We start from the raw sequence: 14653 nt of genomic DNA, 5'->3' as shown, positions 1-14653 counted from the left end.
CTCAGTGTGGGGAAAACGTGGGGGGTGTGGTCGGTCGCAGGGGGGGGGCGGCCTGTGGGGGGCCTGAGCTCTTCCTGGGAGGGGAGTGTGGACGGGATGTGCTCGGGTGGGGTTGGACAGTTTTCGCCCGGACGTTCGCCAGGGCTACTCACCGGCGTGACAATTTCGGGCTTTGTTGGAGCTGACGGCACATCACTTCGTGAGGGTGGGCTGGGGCGTATCGGGCCTTTCGGCCGGAACGGGGTTCTCCGGCTCCTTCCGCCCACGCGCCACGAGAACGCCACCCACCACGGCGAGCACGAAGCCGGCCGCCGCGGCCCCGATCGGCAGCGTCGTGCCCACCAGCCGCAGCTGCCCGCTGTCCCGCTTCGCCTGCCGCACCGCTTCCTTCTGCGTCGCGGTGGTGAACGAGACCTTCCGGCTGTCCAGCAGCACCGCCGCGTCCTTCTTCCCGCCCGGCGCCCGCAGGGTCCGCCGCGGGCCGGTCTGCGCGTAGATCACACGGCCCGTCGCCTGGTCCACGACCAGCTCGAAGCCGTGGTTGGAGTACCACTCCTCGGCCAGTACCTGCGGACGGTTCGGCTGGTCGACGAGGCTGCCGGGCACCATGCGCGTGCCGGTCCTCGTCGGTGACACGGACCCGGTGAACTTGTAACCGGTGTAGCCCTGGATCTTCGCGGTGCCCCGGTAGCGCAGCACGACCGTGTCGCCGAGGGTGTTGTCCCACCACTGGTAGGAGCGTTTCTGCACGTCGAAGGGGAACTTCAGGTACGCCTCGCCCTCGATGTAGGGCTTCTCCCCGCAGCAGTGCACCGGCCGCGTGGTCCTCCGGTCCATCACCCAGCGGTGCGGTACGAAGTCCAGCGCGTCGTGCGGATCGGCGGCCGGCAGGGACTTGTCGGTGTCGACCGTGGTCGTCACGTCCCAGACGGCGTTGCCGCTGCGTTCGCTGTCCTCGACGTTGCCCCGCACCCGCTGGGTCACGGTGATCTTCCGGTCGGGCACCGTCTCGATCCGGTCGGTGTCGAAGACGCTGCCCCGGCCGGTGTAGACGGCCGTGGTGTCGATGTCGACCGGGTTGACCGCGGCACGCGGTTCCACGTACCAGGCGAGCAGCGGCGCCAGCACCAGCAGGAACGTGCCGAGACCCAGCAGGACCAGGGAAAAGGGAGAGGTTGTACGGCGCATCCGGGCACTCCAGTGGCTTGGGACGGCTCGACGTACGAGAGGGCCGGCACGGCGGCGGGATGCGCACGTGCGGCTGGGCCGGGAACCGTAGGCGGCTCTTGACGGGGTGTCAATGCTTGTCGAGACTGGGCGCGACAGGCAGGGACGGGGTGCCGGGGTGGGGCAACCTCCGGACGATCTCCGGGCGAATCCGGACAGAGAGGCTGACCCTGCGATGTCGAGACTGCTCGCCGCCGCGCTGACCGTCGCACTCGCCGCCGCCCTCGCCGTGGGCGCCGCGCTGGGCGTGGTCGCGCTGCTCGAAGCCACACCCGACCAGCCGAACACCCCCCTGATCACGTACGAGCGGACAGGGCAGGGGAGTTGACCGTGACGGCCGCCCGCACCGCAGCCGCCCTCCCGACGCGCTCGGCCTGGCACGACGTACCGCGCTTCCAGGTGCGCCGGTTCGCCGCGATCGCCATGGCCGAGGCGCCCGCACTCGCCGAGGAGATCCTCCGCGAGATCCAGCGCGAGTACCCGCACCTGCCCGTCGTCCTCGACGACTCCGGCGAGCCGATGGCCCTGGTCGGCATCCGCCGCGCCATCGAGGTGTTCGTGCAGCACCTGGAGCACTCGGAGGGGCGGCCCACCGTCCCGCCCGGCGTCTTCCAGGACTTCGGCCGCGGCGAGGGCCTCAACGGCCGCTCCCTCGACTCCCTCCAGGCCATCTACCGCATGGGCGTACGCCTGGCCTGGCGCCGCTTCGCCGACATCGGTCAGCGCGTGGAGATCCCGCCCCCGGCGATGTACGAACTGGTCGACGCGGGCTACGAGTACCTGGACGGCCTGGTCGACCAGTCCGTACGCGGCTACGCAGAGGCAGCCGCCCGCCAGGCCGGGGAACGCCTGCGTCTGCAGCGTCGCCTCATGGAGCTGCTCCTCGCCGAGCACCACCGCGGCGACCCGGCCGAGGCCCTGACCGAACGCGCCGCCCGCATCGGCTGGCCCTTACCGGCCACGGTCGCGGTGGGCGTGCTGCTCCGCCCGGCCCGCGAGGCGATGGCCCCCGCGGTCGGCCAGGGCGTCCTGCTCGACATGGAGTACGAGCAGCCCCGCATGGTCGTGCCCGAGCCGGACGCGGCGGGCCGCCCCGAGCTCCTGCACCGGGCCCTGGCCGGCTGGTCCGGCGCGATCGGCCCACCGGTCCCGCTCACCGACGCGGCGAAGTCGCTGCGCTGGGCGGAGGCCGCGGTCCGCCTGATGGAACGCGACCTCCTCCCCTCCGGCGAGGTCCTCTACTGCACCGAGCACACCGAGGCCCTGGTCCTCCTCCAGCCCGAGGAACTCATCGACGACCTGGCCCTCAGATGCCTGGCCCCTCTCACCCACTGCGGCCCCACACACGGCCGCCGCCTCGCCGAGACACTCCTGGCCTGGCTGGAAACCCGCGGCGGCGCCCCGGAGGTCGCCGCCCGCCTCGGCGTCCACCCCCAGACGGTCCGCTACCGCCTGCGCCAGATCCGCGAACTGTGGGGCGACGAGATAGACGACCCCGACCGCCGCTTCGAACTGGAGCTGGTGCTGCGCGCACAGCGCTTGCGGGGGGAGCTGGGAGCGAAGCGGGGCCGCCGCTGAGCCGACCGGCTCTGTCGTAGCAGCGGAACCGGGCGTCGCCCTGCCCGGTGGTTTCCGTGCACCGGGGCTTCGCCCATTGCCCGCGCATACCTCTATGGCTAGCCTGTGTTCGTCATGCCGATCGCCTGTTGATATCTCGAACACCGGGATCCGCAACACAGGCGCCTGAGACATATAAGGGAGGGGGCCGGTCGTGGGACGCCTCGTACCAGCCGTGACCCGGGCTCTCGACATTCTCGAGCTCTTTCTCGACGGGGACGGGACGCTCTCCGCCCCCGACATCGTGCGCAGGCTCCAGCTGCCGCGCACCACCGTGCACGAGCTGGTGACCACGCTCGCCGCCCGGAAGTACATCGTTCCGGTGCCCGGCCAGCCCGGACGCTACCGGCTCGGTGTGCGCCCGTACCAGCTCGGTGCCCGCTACTCCGAGCAGCTCGACCTCGCGGCCGAGGGCCAGCAGGTCGCCCGGTCCGTCGCCGAGACCTGCGACGAGACCGTGCATGTGGCGATCCTCGAGGACACGGACGTCATCTACATCGCCAAGGTCGACTCCACGCACGCCGTGCGGATGGTGTCGGCGGCCGGGCGCAGGCTGCCCGCCCACTGCACCTCCGTAGGCAAGATGCTGCTGGCCTCCCTTCCGGAGCCGGAGCTCGCCGCGCGTATCCCCGACAGCGCCGAGCTGGTCGCGATGACCCCCAACAGCATCACCGACCCGGCCGCCCTGCGCGAGGCCCTGGCCGAGATCCGTGAGCGGGGCCTCGCCGTGGAGAACCGCGAGTCCAACCCGGACGTGTCCTGTGTGGCCGCGCCGGTCCGCGACCGCACCGGGCAGGTCGTCGCCGCCCTGTCGATCTCCGTGCCCATGATCCGCTGGAGCGAGGAACGCCGGGCCGAGCTGGAGCAGCTCGCCGTCAAGGGCGCCGCCGAGCTGTCCGAGCACCTCGGTCACCGGGGCATGGCATGAGGACGCCGTACGAGGTCGCGGTGCGTGCGGAGGCCGAGCTGGGGGAGGGCCCCACCTGGGACGCGGCGACCGGCCGGCTGCTCTGGATCGACATCCTCGGCTCCCGGCTGCACACCTACGACCCGGCCACCGGGCGCCGCACCCTGCGCCGCACGCAGCAGCACATCGGCGCCGTCAAGCCCCGCACCGGCGGCGGACTGGTGCTGAACCTGCGCGACGGGGTCGGCCTGCTCGACCCCGACGGCACCTTCCGCTGGCTCCACCACGAGCCGGTCCCCGGCCGCCGCGCCAACGACGCCGCCGTCGCGCCCGACGGCGCCCTGTGGGCGGGCACGATGCGCTACGACGAGGCGCCGGGGGGCGGCACGCTGTCCCGCGTCACCGGCGACGGCACGGCCGAGGTCGTGCTCGACGACGTGGCCGTCAGCAACGGCACGGGGTGGAGCCCCGATGGGCGGCTCATGTACTACGTCGACTCCCCGACCCGGCGCCTCGACGTCTTCGACTACGCCGACGGGAGGATCTCCGGGCGGCGCACCCTCGCCGAGATCGAGGAGAGCGCGGGCTTCCCCGACGGGCTGACCGTGGACGCCGAGGGATGCGTGTGGGTCGCCCTGTGGGAGGGGTCGGCGGTGCGGCGCTACACCCCCGACGGTGAGCTGGACCGGGTGATCGGGCTGCCGGTGCCGCTGGTGACGGCCTGTGCGTTCGGCGGGGACGGGCTGACCGACCTGTACGTGACGACGGCCCGGGTGGGGCTGACCGATCCGCCCGCCCTGGCGGGATCCCTGTTCGTGGTGCCCGGGGCGGGCAAGGGACTGGCTCAACCCGCGTTCGCCGGCTGACGAGGACCAGGGGCGGAGCACGCGCCCATGTCTGCGCGCCCCGTCCGGTCCAGTGCCCTGGTCCGCTGTCTCAGCCTCCCGTGCGGTCCAGCCTCCGCAGGACCGCACGCTCGTCCTCCGTCAGCGGCGCCCCCACCGCCGCCGGCAACGGCGGCCCGCTCAGCGTCGCCAGGACCGTCGAGGGCCGGAGCAGCCGCGCCGGCCCCGTCGTCATGCTCATCACGTCCCAGAGCGCCGAGGCCGCCGTGTACGAACCGGTCGCCGTGCGGATCATGCGGCGCGTGTAGGCGGTGACCAGACGGTCGGCGAGGCCGGGCGAGCCCCCGCGCGTCCCGGGGTACCAGACGTCCTGGCTCACCGCCATCGTCCAGGCGGCCTCCACCGGCCTGGCCGCCCGCCGCTGCACCCGCCGGGCGAGCCCGGGTTGGCCCAGGCCGGAGCCGGAGCGCCGCAGCTCCCGCGCCAGCTCCCGGGCGCCCAGTGCGGCCACCGACATGCCCTGCCCGTAGGCCGGGTTGAACGTGGCCAGCGCGTCGCCGAGGACGACGAGGCGGTCGGGCCAGGAGCGGACCTTCTCCAGGTACCGGCGGTGGTTGCTGGTGCTGCGGCTGACATGGACGTCGGTGAGCGGTTCCGCGCCGGAGATCAGCCGTCCCACGATGGGATCGGGCAGTTCCAGGGTGTACCGCAGGAACTCGTCCGGGTCGGACGGCGGTTCGCCGCCGCCCCGCGTGCCGGCGAGGCTGACCATCCAGCGGTCGCCCTCGATCGGCAGCACCATGCCGCTGCGGCCGGGCCGCCCCTGGTACGGGTCGGCCTGCACCATGGTCAGCGGGAAACGCCCCGCTCCCTCGGGGGTGCGGTAGAGGCGGGTGGCGTTCACCAGGCCGGCGTCCACCGTCTTCTCGCGCACGTCGTCGACGCCCAGCCCCGCCAGCCAGGTCACGATCCGCGATCCGCGCCCGCTCGCGTCCACCACGAAGTCCGCGGCGAGTTCCTCCTCCCCGGCGGCGGTCGAGAGGCGGACCCCGGTCACACACTGCCGCGACCCCGTCAGCTCCAGCACCCGCGCCTTGCGGACGACCACCCCGGTGCTGTCCAGCACGGCGCCCCGCACCGCCCAGTCGAGGAGGGCGCGAGTGCAGGTCAGCATGCTCGGCCCGGGGTGACGCCAGCGCCGCAACCAGCCCTCGGGCGTGAGGGCGGCCATGCCCGAGCCGAGCGGGATCTCGTGCGCACCGGCGGCGAGCAGGTGCTTGCGCATGTCCACACCCGGCACCAGGTCCTCCATGGAACCCAGGCCGCCGGCCATGAGGAGATGCGCGTGACGTCCCTGCGGCAGGCCCTTGCGGTGCTCCGGCCCCTCGGGCAGGTCGTCGCGGTCGAGCACGACCACCTCGTCCGCGACGGCGGACAGGGCCGCCGCGGCCAGCATGCCGGCCAGACCCGCACCGATGACGACAGCTCTACGCGACATGCGACTCCTCGCACTCAGCCATGAAGGCTCCTTTGCCCTGAGGGCGTTCCCCGACGTCCGGCCAGGGCAATGCGGCGCACAACACCCGCACGCCGACGGCGGTTTCGAGCCATGCGGGCTCGACTCGGACGGCTCTCACCGTACCTTCACGTTCCGCGCCCGTGACCTTTCGTGCGGGGTCTCGTGCGTACACGGGTCAGCCGGTGAGCGACCTGCCGTCCGTGTGGTCGCGCGCCAGAGCGCGGATCGCCCGGAGGTCCTCCGTGCGCCGCAGGGCCCGGGACACGGCGCCGATCTCGCGCAGCAGGTCCGTGGTGTCGCGCGCACCGGTGCCGTCGTCCTCCCGCCCCCTGCTCCTGGTGTCGGCCGCGTCCAGGATCGCCGCGGTGGCCGCCAGGGCCTTCGCCCGGTCGGGCGGGTGGCCGAGGGCGAGGGCGGCGTCGTGGAAACGCTCGCGCCGGTCCTCGTCGATGTGCCGGGCGAGCGGCAGCAGCACGTCGCGGATGAACGTCTCCCGGCGGACCAGGCGCAGCTCGGGCGTCGCGCGCAGCAGGAACGGCACGCCTTCACCGCCGTTGACGGTCCTCATCAGCAGGTACAGCGGCCGCAGTTCGTGGAGAGCGAGCCGGACGTGCCAGCGCCCGTGCAGGTACTGGCCGGCGTGCGGGAGGATGAAGCCGACCGCGATGAGCACGGCGGACAGACAGGCGAGCGGCGGGGCGACGGCCGTGCTCAGCCAGTCCACGTCCCGCCCGGTCCAACGGGCCACCACCGCGCTGATCTTGGCGGCGTCGAAGAGCAACTGTGCCGCATACCCCACGCCGAGGAACTTCAGCCCCCAGCGCAGCAGCGAGTCGAGTCCGTCCGTGCGGACCCAGTTCCAGATCAGCCCGTTGGTGACCAGCGCGGCCACCGTGTGCGCGAGCAGGTACAGCACGATCACCTCGCGCATGTACGGGGTGTTCGCGTAGTACGTGTCGAGGTCCCGCAGCCGCTCCACCGGCACGTCCGCGAGAACGAACAGCACCCACATCGCGACAACCACACCCGAGTAGACCGCCACGACCCCGCGCATGGCGCGCCGGGTGCGCTCCGAGCGGTCGGACAGGCCGTTGCGCCAGGAGATGATCAGCAGCAGACAGAAGGCGCAGAACGCGGTGAGCAGCGAGTAGACCCAGGGGCCGGAGAAGTTCGCCACCCCGGTGAGCCGGTTGACCCGGGCGATCGTCGACGGCGCCACGAAGACGAACACCGCGCAGGCGAGCAGCAGCAGCCCGCCGACCGCGCGCAGCATCGGATCCTTCCAGAGCCGGATGATGCTCGGCAGCTTGATGGCCAGGGCGGCGGCCAGGACCCCCGCGGGGATCCACCAGAAGTTCGGATAGAACTGGTTGACGAACTCGGCCGGGGTCAGCGCCACCGTCGTCACGGTGCCGCACCTCCTCGCGGCCCCCGGTAGTACAGCGACCGTTGCACCGGTTCGAGGGGTACGTCGGGCCCGGCTCCACCCGACAGCAGCGCCCGGCACCCCGCCGCCAGCCGGTGTCCGAAGGCGTCGGCCTCGGCCTCGTCCCGTTCCCGGGAGCCGTGGCGGGCGGCCACCGCCAGCGCGACGTCCTCCCACCCCGGCCGGTCGGCGAACGCGTGAGCCGCCGCCGCACCCGCCCCGTGGTGATGCCCGTGCCCCGCGTGCAGATGCCACAGCTCGTGCCCGAGGATGACCAGCTGCTGCACGGCCTCGGCCCGCTCCTCGACGATGACGAGGTCGAAGTCCTGGAACTCGACCCACAGGCCGGTCACTTCCAACTCGTCGGGAAACCGCTCGAACCGGAGCTGCACGGGCCGTCCGCCGCGCCGTGCGCTCATCTCCTCGCACAGCGCCCGGCACAGCGACGTTACGTCGGTGGGGCGCCGGGGTCTCTTCCGGACCGCGGTGGCGAGCTCGGCGGCCAGGCCGCGCATGGCTGAGCCACTGCGTGAGCGCCTGAGCGCGGCGGTGACTCGGGCGGCCCTGACCCGCGCGCCCGCGATGTCCATCGCTCCCCCTCCTCGGCGCCGGCCGAGACCTGCCGGCGCATCCGAGACTACGCGCCCGAAAGTGTGCGCGTCATGCGATCCGGCGTCCGATGTTCCATGGGGAACGACCGTTCCTGTCCGGAAAAGTCCTGACCGAAGTCCGGACGGCCCATTGACGTGCTAGCCCGTCAAATTTACGGTCCCGTTCGAGGTAACGAGTGCCATCCGAAATGCCGAACGGTACGGGTCGGCGATCCCATGTACCACCCACCCCGAAAGGCGACCATGCACACCGCCCGCTTCACCCTGGACCCCGCCTTCACGGTCGGTGAGGTCAACCCCCGCCTCTTCGGCAGCTTCGTGGAACACCTCGGCCGCTGCGTCTACACCGGCATCTTCGAACCGGACCACCCCGCCGCCGACGAGGACGGCATCCGCACCGACGTCCTGGACCTCGTCCGCGAACTCGGCGTCACGGCCGTCCGCTACCCCGGCGGCAACTTCGTCTCGGGATACAAGTGGGAGGACTCGGTCGGCCCGGTCGAGGACCGCCCCCGCCGCCTGGACCTCGCCTGGCGCTCCACCGAGACCAACCGCTTCGGCCTCTCCGAGTACATCGCCTTCCTGAAGAAGATCGGCCCCCAGGCCGAGCCCATGATGGCCCTCAACCTCGGCACCCGGGGTGTCGCCGAGGCCCTCGAACTCCAGGAGTACGCCAACCACCCCGCCGGCACCGCCCTGTCCGACCTCCGTGCCGCGCACGGCGACAAGGACCCCTTCCGCATCAACCTCTGGTGCCTCGGCAACGAGATGGACGGCCCCTGGCAGACCGGCCACAAGACGGCCGAGGAGTACGGCCGCCTCGCCGCCGAGACGGCCCGGGCCATGCGTCAGATGGACCCCGGCGTCGAACTCGTCGCCTGCGGCTCCTCCAGCCAGTCCATGCCGACCTTCGCCGAGTGGGAGGCGACGGTCCTCAAGGAGACGTACGACCTCGTCGACTACATCTCGCTGCACGCCTACTACTGGCCCGAGAACGGCGACATCGACTCCTTCCTCGCCTCCGCCGTCGACATGGAGTCCTTCATCGACAACGTCGTCGCGACAGCCGACCACGTCGGCGCCCGGCTCAAGTCGAAGAAGCGGATCAACCTCTCCTTCGACGAGTGGAACGTCTGGTACATCTCGGAGTGGCACGAGATCGAGGACTCCGGCGCGCGGGACTGGGCCGAGGCCCCGCGCCTGCTGGAGGACAACTACAGCGTCATGGACGCCGTCGTCTTCGGCTCGCTCCTCATCGCCCTGCTCCGGCACGCCGACCGCGTCACCGTCGCCTGCCTCGCCCAGCTCGTCAACGTCATCGCGCCGATCATGACCGAACCGGGCGGCCCGGCCTGGCGGCAGACCACGTTCTTCCCGTTCGCCCAGGCCGCGCGCCACGGCCGCGGCCAGGTCCTGGACGTCCGCGTGGATTCCCCGACGTACGAGACGAAGAAGTACGGCGAGACCGACCTCCTGCACGCAACCGCCGTGCGCGGCGAGGACGGCACCGTCACCGTCTTCGCCGTCAACCGCAGCCGCACCGACGCCCTGCCCCTCGAGGCCGCTCTGAGCGGCCTCGACCTGACGCGGGTCGTCGAGCACAGCGCCCTCGCGGACGCCGATCCCGACGCCCGCAACACCCTCGACGACCCCGAGCGGGTCACCCCCCACCCGGTCGACGGCACGGCCCTCCGGGACGGCACGCTCACCGCCGTCCTGGAGCCGCTGTCCTGGAACGTGATCCGGCTTGCCTGACGGCCCAGGTCAGCGTTCGATGCGCGGCAGGGCGGCCGAGGACGCCGAGGCCGAGGTCGTCCCAACCGTCCGGTAGCCGTCCGAATCCGGCACCTTCGCCACAGCGTTCATGACATGCGCGAGGACGGCTCGATCCGGTCACACCGGCTCGACGGGCACCCCTCCGGCCGCCGCGCCCAGCAGCGTCAGCCGTACGTCTCCCGGCCCGGACGGTGTGGTCCCGTCGGACAACACCGCCAACGCCAGTGTGTTGGCACCACGCGTGCGCAGGATCCCGTTCGGCAGCACGAAGGTGTGCTGCGGACCCACGTCGTTGATGTACTGGCCCATGTTCCAGCCGTTGAGGAAGATCTGGACGCGGTAGGCCCGGTCCGGGTCGTCCTCGAGGACGAGCCCGACCGAGGCGTCGACGCCGGGGTCGACATCCAGCCGGAAGTCCGTCCGGTACCAGGTGACGCCCTGCCGCCGCTCGGACCGGGGAAGCCGGGCGTCCTTCCAGTCCCCGTCGTCGTACTCGGGCAGATGCCAGCCCTCGCGCTCCCCGTGCAGCCCGCCGTTGTTCATCGGACCTCGCACGGGATCCGGCATGGCCGCGCCCTGGATACGCCACTTCACCTCGGGGGAGCCGCCCTCGAAGGTGACGGCGGTCAGACCGCGCGCGGCCTTGTGCGTGTCGAGCGCCTCGCCGTCCATGTCGTGCTGCATCCGCCGCACGAGCACGGACAGCACGTGCCGCTGCTTCCCGCTCTCCTCACGGCCCTCCTGCCGGCTTCCCTCCCGGCTCTCCTCACGGAACTTCTCCCGCAGCTTCTTCGGAAGGCCGAAGCGGGCCTTCGCGGTCCACGTCCCCTGCCGGGCCCGGTCCTCGTCCGGCACCGGCATCCGGTGCGTGCCCAGCGGCTCGCCGTCCAGCCAGGCCATCAGCAGGCCCTGCGTGCCGGTGCTGTAGGCGAGGGACACGGACGCGATGTCGCCGTCGCCGCTCCACTCGCCGCGGTACCAGACGTCGCCGTAGTGGAAGCCGTAGTCGTCGGCGAACAGGACGGGCTGCCCGTCGGGCACGGGTGTGCTGCTGAAGGTCGTCTCCTTGTCGGCCGTCGTCCAGTCCGAGTCGTCGAAGTCGGGCTCGGACTCCGGGTTCCCGGCCCGGCGCCGCCAGCCCTCCAGCGTGGGCAGGGCCGGCCGGGTCACCCCGGGCAGCGGCCGCAGCGCCAGCAGGCTGCCGGAGGCGCTGATCCGGGTGGCGACCGGGCGCCCGTTCCACGTGACGTGGGTGATGCCGCGCGGCCCCCACACCTCCAGGCCGGTCTCTCCGATGGTGTCGCCGGTGAGGTGGACCGTCGAGTCCCGCAGCTCGGCCGAGCGCAGCAGGGCGGGGCCGTAGACGAGGAGCGGACCGGACGGGGTCTCGTAGGGCCACAGCCGCAGGGCGGTGGCGTCGTCGGCGAACAGCACCAGCATCGGCGTGTCCACACCGTCGCCCTCGACCCGCACCCGGCTCAGCCCGCCGGCGCCGAGCGGGGCCGTGATGAACAGCTTGCCCAGGTTGTAGGCCCAGGCGGGCTCCGCGTCCAGCCGCATGGGCGTCGGCTCGTCCGCGCACTCCAGCACGACCTGGGCCATTTCGCCCGGGCGGCCCGCGAACACGGCGATGTCCTGCCGCCCGACGGTCAGGCTCACCATGGGCTGCACGGTGGAGTGCACCAGCGTCCGCTTCCCGAGCTTCAGATTCGCGGCGATCAGCTTGGCGTCCCGGGCCGGGACCGTGACCGGCTCGTCGATCCCGGCGTCCGGCAGCGTCGAGGAAAGTGCCTCGCCCGTGTCGTTGCGCAGGACGTAGACGTGGGCCCCGGTGTCGGGGTTGGTCAGGTGGTAGACCTTCAACCGGTCGTCGGTCGCCCGCACCGTCTTCGCCCGGCGCAGCTTGGCGAGGTCGGGCACGGACCGCAGCAACTGCCCGATCTGGTGCATCGGGGCGAGCTTCGGGGTGGCGTTGCGTGCCTCGTCGAACGCGGCGCCGTAGTCGTACGAGGTGTAGACCGCCGGCGCGGGCAGCCAGCCCCACGAGGTGCCCCCGTAGGTCATGTAGACGTTGTGCAGCGTGATGCCGTTGGCGAGGTTGGTGAGGTAGAAACGCCGCTCGTACGCCGCGTCCCGGGTCCGGCGCGCCTCGGCGTACCCCTTCCCGTCGAACGTGGAACCGCCCCACGGGTCGAACCAGCCGCCGCCGAACTCGGGCACGAACCCGGGCGTGTGCGGACTGGCCGTCGCCCCGCCCTTCCTGCCGCCGGCCCCGAACGCCCCCCAGTCCGGCGGCACTCGGTCCGGCTCCGGGTAGCCGTCGAAGCCGTACAGCCAGCGCCCCTTCTCCCCGCCGGTGTCGAACGAACCCGGTGTCCAGGCGCCGTCGCGTCCCTTGTCGTTGTGGAACAGCGGCACGTCGATGCCGTCGGCGCGGACCTTCTGGTACAGGTACGACATGTAGGCGCGCCCGGACGGCTCGTCGACGTGCGCGTCGTACTCGTTCTCGATCTGGTAGAGCAGGACCGTGCCCGTGCCCCGGGTGAACAGGCGCTTGGCCACGATGGCGTTCACCGCGGTCAGCCACTCGTCGACATAGCGCAGGTAGGTCGGGTCGGAGGTCCGGGCCCGGCCCTCGGTGGCGGTCAGCCAGCCGGGGAAGCCGCCGGCGTCGACCTCCGCGTTGATGTACGGCCCGGGCCGCAGGATGACGTACATCCCGGTCTCGGCGGCCGTCCGCAGGAACAGGTCCAGGTCGCGCACGCCGGTGAAGTCGTACCGGCCGGGTGCGGGGGAGTGGTGGTTCCAGGCGACGCACACGCTGACGGCGTTGTAGCCGTGCGCACGCATCTTCTCCAGCACGTCCCGCCACAGTGAGGGGCTCGGCAGCCGGAAGGGGTGCATCTCACCCGACCACAGCACCAGGCGACGGCCGTCGACGATCAGCGAGTGGTGGTCGAAGCCGATCTCGTGCGGCCGGCCGTCCGCGCCGGGCACCGGGGGCGGCGGGCCGGTGGGCGCGGGCCGTGCGGGATGGGCGGAGGTCGGCGACCCGCTGCCGGTCAGCGCGAAGCCGAGCGCCGCCGTGCCGGCCAGAGCGTGGAAGGTCCGCCTGCTGAGCTCCAAGGGAGCGCCTCCTGTTGTGCCTTGCGATACGTGGTGCGACGTGCGGTGCTTGTCGTACGGGGTGGATGTGCTCACTGTGGTGCGCGGTGCGCGTGCTCAATGTCTACAGGGTCACGGCGACAATGGTCCTATGAGGATCTCGGCACGTGCGGACTACGCGGTACGAGCGGTCGTGGAACTGGCCGCCCGGCAGGGGGAGGGGTCGGTCAAGGCGGAGGCCGTCGCCACCGCGCAGGACATCCCCCACAAGTTCCTGGAGGGGATTCTGGGCGATCTGCGCCGGGGCGGTGTCGTCGACAGCCGGCGCGGCGGGGGCGGTGGCTACCGGCTGGCCCGGGACGCCGCGCTGATCACGGTCGCGGACGTGATCCGCGCCGTGGACGGGCCGATCGTCTCGGTGCGCGGCGAGCGCCCGACCGGGCTCGCCTACTCCGGCACCGCCGAGCCGCTGCTGCCGCTGTGGATCGCCCTGCGGGCCAACGTGCGCAGGATTTTGGAGGGCGTGACGGTCGCCGACCTCGCGGCCGGGGCGCTGCCCGAGCCGGTGGAGCGGCTGGCGGCGGAACCGGCGGCCTGGGAGAACCCCTGAGGGGCGGCGGCCGGGCGCGGCGCTGTGCGTGATCCTCATTCCGTCCTCGGGATGTCCTCGCTTCGACGCTCTGACGCTCTGGTGCAACGCACCCTATGCGCCCACCGGCATCCCGGGTGAATTCCCGCCATTGTGAATGGCCGGAGAGCTACCTGGCCCGCCCCTGCCGCCCTGCGTACGATGCGACCGCTCCCGCTCTTCACATCCCCTTCATGGAATGGTCACAGGCCGGGGGCGCACGCGTCTGCCTGATTGACATGTGCATGTTCAATTACTGTCACGATCCACCCCCCACGAACGGATGGGAGAACCATGGCCGGTGGCCTGCTCCTGAGCGGTGCGGTAGCCGCGCTCCTCACCAGCGCACTCCCCGCACAAACCCCGTCCTCCGGGTTCGACGACCCGCCCCCGGACAAGATCATCATCCAGGTCGCCACGGTGAACGGCTCCGGCTGTCCGCAGGGCACCGCTGCGGTCGCCGTCTCCGAGGACAACACCGCCTTCACGGTGACCTACAGCGACTACCTCGCCCAGGCCGGCGGGAACTCCGACCCGACCGCGTTCCGCAGGAACTGCCAGCTCAACCTGAAGGTCCACGTCCCCGGTGGCTTCACCTACGCCATCGCGAGCGCGGACTACCGGGGATTCGCCTCCCTTCAGCGGGGCGCGAGCGCCAGCCAGCGGGCGTCGTACTACTTCCAGGGCTCGCCCAGCACGGTGTACAAGAACCACCCCTTCAGCGGCCCCCTCAACGACAACTGGCAGGCCACCGACGAGACCGACTGGGCCCAGCTGGTCTACGCGCCCTGCGGAGTGCAGCGCAACTTCAACATCAACACCGAGATCCGCGTCAACGCCGGCACCCAGTCGGCGGACAAGGTCAGCTTCATGACGATGGACTCCACGGACGGGGACATCAGCACCGTATACCACCTGGCGTGGAAGCAGTGCCCGCCGAAGAATTCGTGACGGTGTGAAGAGGGGCGGTCTCACCGGGCCGGTGGTCCGGT

General features: G+C 71.8%; 12 protein-coding genes. 7 read left to right on the top strand and 5 right to left on the bottom strand.

Annotated elements, in window-relative coordinates:
- Window positions 1-192 precede the first annotated feature (192 nt).
- Entirely contained in the window at window positions 193-1188 is a 996-nt protein-coding gene (locus ADK65_RS22790; protein WP_053672195.1) for a DUF3068 domain-containing protein, read from the bottom strand.
- A 214-nt stretch (window positions 1189-1402) separates the two neighbouring features.
- On the opposite strand from ADK65_RS22790, the gene ADK65_RS38920 reads away from it, so the two are divergent.
- From ADK65_RS38920 to ADK65_RS22775, 4 genes are all read left to right on the top strand, one after another.
- Window positions 1403-1555, top strand: a complete 153-nt coding sequence (locus tag ADK65_RS38920) for a hypothetical protein (protein ID WP_199825679.1) — start codon at window positions 1403-1405, stop codon at window positions 1553-1555.
- Window positions 1556-1557: 2 nt separating this feature from the next.
- The gene (locus ADK65_RS22785) at window positions 1558-2805 is read left to right on the top strand and encodes a PucR family transcriptional regulator (protein WP_053672194.1); all 1248 of its coding nucleotides are present in this window, start codon (window positions 1558-1560) and stop codon (window positions 2803-2805) included.
- 193 nt (window positions 2806-2998) lie between these two features.
- A complete protein-coding gene (locus ADK65_RS22780) occupies window positions 2999-3772 on the top strand; it encodes an IclR family transcriptional regulator (RefSeq protein ID WP_053672193.1) in 774 nt (257 codons plus the stop codon).
- Window positions 3769-4617 (top strand): SMP-30/gluconolactonase/LRE family protein, encoded by an 849-nt coding sequence (locus ADK65_RS22775; RefSeq protein ID WP_053672192.1) that lies wholly within the window; start codon window positions 3769-3771, stop codon window positions 4615-4617. The genes ADK65_RS22780 and ADK65_RS22775 overlap by 4 nt, the downstream gene beginning before the upstream one ends.
- 70 nt (window positions 4618-4687) lie before the next feature.
- Here the strand turns inward: ADK65_RS22775 and ADK65_RS22770 are convergent, their stop codons facing one another.
- The 3 genes from ADK65_RS22770 to ADK65_RS22760 form a co-directional block, all read right to left on the bottom strand.
- Window positions 4688-6094 carry an FAD-dependent monooxygenase gene (locus ADK65_RS22770; RefSeq protein ID WP_107092350.1) on the bottom strand — a complete coding sequence of 469 codons (1407 nt, stop codon included), beginning with the start codon at window positions 6092-6094 and terminating at the stop codon, window positions 4688-4690.
- Window positions 6095-6290: 196 nt separating this feature from the next.
- Window positions 6291-7523, bottom strand: coding sequence for a DUF6545 domain-containing protein (locus tag ADK65_RS22765; RefSeq protein WP_053672191.1), 1233 nt, complete (start codon window positions 7521-7523; stop codon window positions 6291-6293).
- Entirely contained in the window at window positions 7520-8131 is a 612-nt protein-coding gene (locus tag ADK65_RS22760; protein ID WP_199825678.1) for a toxin-antitoxin system, toxin component family protein, read from the bottom strand. Before ADK65_RS22760 ends, ADK65_RS22765 begins: the two co-directional genes overlap by 4 nt.
- Window positions 8132-8395: 264 nt before the next feature.
- On the opposite strand from ADK65_RS22760, the gene ADK65_RS22755 reads away from it, so the two are divergent.
- On the top strand, window positions 8396-9907 hold the full coding sequence (locus ADK65_RS22755) for an alpha-N-arabinofuranosidase (RefSeq protein WP_053672190.1): 1512 nt from the start codon (window positions 8396-8398) through the stop codon (window positions 9905-9907).
- Between the two features lie 138 nt (window positions 9908-10045).
- Here ADK65_RS22755 and ADK65_RS22750 read toward each other — a convergent pair whose 3' ends face one another.
- Complete coding sequence (locus tag ADK65_RS22750; RefSeq protein WP_053672189.1) at window positions 10046-13054, bottom strand: glycoside hydrolase family 35 protein; 3009 nt, start codon at window positions 13052-13054, stop codon at window positions 10046-10048.
- 130 nt (window positions 13055-13184) lie between these two features.
- On the opposite strand from ADK65_RS22750, the gene ADK65_RS22745 reads away from it, so the two are divergent.
- On the top strand, window positions 13185-13643 hold the full coding sequence (locus tag ADK65_RS22745) for an RrF2 family transcriptional regulator (RefSeq protein ID WP_053672188.1): 459 nt from the start codon (window positions 13185-13187) through the stop codon (window positions 13641-13643).
- A 312-nt stretch (window positions 13644-13955) separates the two neighbouring features.
- Window positions 13956-14612 carry a DUF4360 domain-containing protein gene (locus ADK65_RS22740; protein ID WP_053672187.1) on the top strand — a complete coding sequence of 219 codons (657 nt, stop codon included), beginning with the start codon at window positions 13956-13958 and terminating at the stop codon, window positions 14610-14612.
- The last annotated feature ends 41 nt before the right edge of the window (window positions 14613-14653 follow it).

It is taken from the genome of Streptomyces sp. NRRL B-1140 (assembly GCF_001280065.1).
GTDB lineage: Bacteria > Actinomycetota > Actinomycetes > Streptomycetales > Streptomycetaceae > Streptomyces.
The sequence above is the reverse complement of the archived record's forward strand: the minus strand, read 5'-3'. Positions and strand labels throughout refer to the sequence as shown.